Source organism: Xanthomonas sp. D-99, from assembly GCF_017746145.1.
Lineage (GTDB): Bacteria > Pseudomonadota > Gammaproteobacteria > Xanthomonadales > Xanthomonadaceae > Xanthomonas > Xanthomonas cissicola.
Genome location: NZ_JAGHWU010000128.1, coordinates 1 through 2243 on the forward strand (window position 1 = coordinate 1; position 2243 = coordinate 2243).

1 protein-coding gene is annotated in these 2243 nt (G+C 52.4%); it reads right to left on the reverse strand.

Features of this window, described 5'->3' with window-relative positions:
- Window positions 1–326 precede the first annotated feature (326 nt).
- Window positions 327–2243, reverse strand: a 1917-nt coding sequence (locus J7360_RS21085; protein WP_209034787.1) for a hypothetical protein, incomplete at its 5' end; no start/stop codon positions are given.

Below are 2243 nucleotides of genomic sequence, written 5' to 3' on the forward strand. Positions count from 1 at the left end.
CCAAGCCCTCAGCGTCACCGAACGTCAGCTGCATGGATGAATCCTCTACATAAGGCGATAGTGTCGCGCATCTGCGGTGAGTTGATCAGACCTTCCCTAAAGGCAAAGACATTGCACGAAGCCACGGCGATCTTGCTGTAACTGAAGACGTCAGCCAGCGACTAGTCCGGATGCCGCTCTGGGTAGGTGTCGAAGAGCATATGGATAAAATTCTCGAATCAGCCAACGTGGCGCTGGCCTCCTTATAGTACTCAGCATTCCCTTCAGATCCGAGCCATGCACGGCAACGGCGGCCGAAAAGCCGCCGTTGCCGTGTAACCACGACGTTACTCAGCATTAGCGGACAGAGGAATCAGAGTTACCCCTCTGTACTCCAGTTCACCCATCCCAGTCGCGAACGTGCGGATTTCCAAGATTTCAGCCTGGCGATTCAGCGTGAATTCCAAAGAATACCTGTTTTCGGCACTAGCCTTGACCGACATTTTCGCGAGTTGGAATGTCGCGCTATTGCTTACCACATCTATCATAGCAACTTCCGTACCCTGTGAAACCCCGGACGCGGCAAGCGCAAACTCCGCTCGATACTTCCCCTTGGGAAGATGGATGTAAGGTCCATACGCGATAAAACCTGACTCGCCTATCTTGCTGACGACAGCTTTCTTAGAATCGTCCCAATGGCCCTGATTATACATCGCCCCGGGCACAGCCGGATAAGTCACAGGATACTTGAACTCACGACTCCAGTTCGGAAGCTTTGCTGCAATATTGCTTGGATAGACGTAAGCAACCAGTTTACCAATCGGGATACGCCTTTCAACAGCACCGATCCGGAGCCGCATTGCATCCCAGTTTACTTTCTCGGCCTCGACCTTATCCAAAAGCAAGAAACTTGGGCCGCTCCACGCATCAGCTTCATACCATCGGTTTGAGCCAAGGTGACGCATCGGAATTGGCAGCCCGTCTATGATCAGAACCTGGCGAATTCTCGAATCCTGTCCACTCAGTACCGTATACAAGCCAGAGTTCCAGTAAGTTGCATATCCGTACTTCAAACCGTTGGCGCGTAGCGCTTCCACTATCGCTGCCCGATCGACCTGATGATTCCTTAGCGGCATAGCCTCCTTGTTCGGCCGCATCACATTATTACTGATCAGCACCAGCATCGTAACCCCCACAAGGGCACCACGCCATGCGCTGGCTACCGTAAAGGTAGAGGTATAAAGCAGGATAAGACCAAGGATTACAGAAGGTGCCAGATAGCGCGAGGAAGTCACCGGATCGCTCATGTCCGGGATTGTCGTAGCGACAAACAGGAAGAGGCAGGAAAGACCCTGCAATGCAGTGAAGACTGCTACGAATCTGCCCGCGGCGTTTTGTTCAAATACCCGACGATAGATGGCAGCAGGCACCAGAACCACCAGAATCACGGCACATACCAATCTCACCGCCTGATAGATCCCCTCCACAGAAAGAACATCGCTTCCTGCAACCGGCATCCCGCCAAACATCGCCATGACGCCTTGAACGGATTCCACAAGGTTATGAACGCCATCGTCGTAGCTCAACCAACGAGCTGAAGCGACACCATTGCTATTCTGTACCTGCGAGATGATCCATGAGCTGAGTACCGAGCCAACAACGGTACCGACCAAAGTCGTGGCCAGCAGCCATATCACTGGAATTAGGCGCTGCCGAACGTTCGCCAGAGAAAGAACGGAGATCGCTTGGACAATGGCAGAACCGATGAGTGGTATCACATAAGAGATGAGGGCCCGCTGCGGATTATTCCATGTCGCAAGCGTCACAACGATCATCAGCAGGGAAGCATTCCAGAATAAAGAGTGCCCCTCGCTCAACATGGTTTTCCAAGCCAACAGAATGACAACGATACTCAACAACAAAACTGCACCGTATGCCACCTGCCCGAAGATATTCTCGGCAAAGGCCGTTGATATTCCGCCGGCAATGATTGCTAACGTACAAACCCGTAGCCAGCGCTCATTGGCAACCAGCCCGGTAAGCTTCCACAGCGCCACCAGAATTGCCAGAGAGAATATGAGCCCAGAAATGGCATGCAACAAAAAATTGTTCGGCAGAAAAGCAAGCAGAGGCAGGATAAAAACCTGCCCAAAAACGACCATTAGGGAAGGTCTGAACAACGAGACCTGACAGGGCGGAAGGTGGCGTCGTTCCGAAGAGTGGCTTTTGGAACTTCGGAATTTCGCCATTTCTGGCGCTTTCCG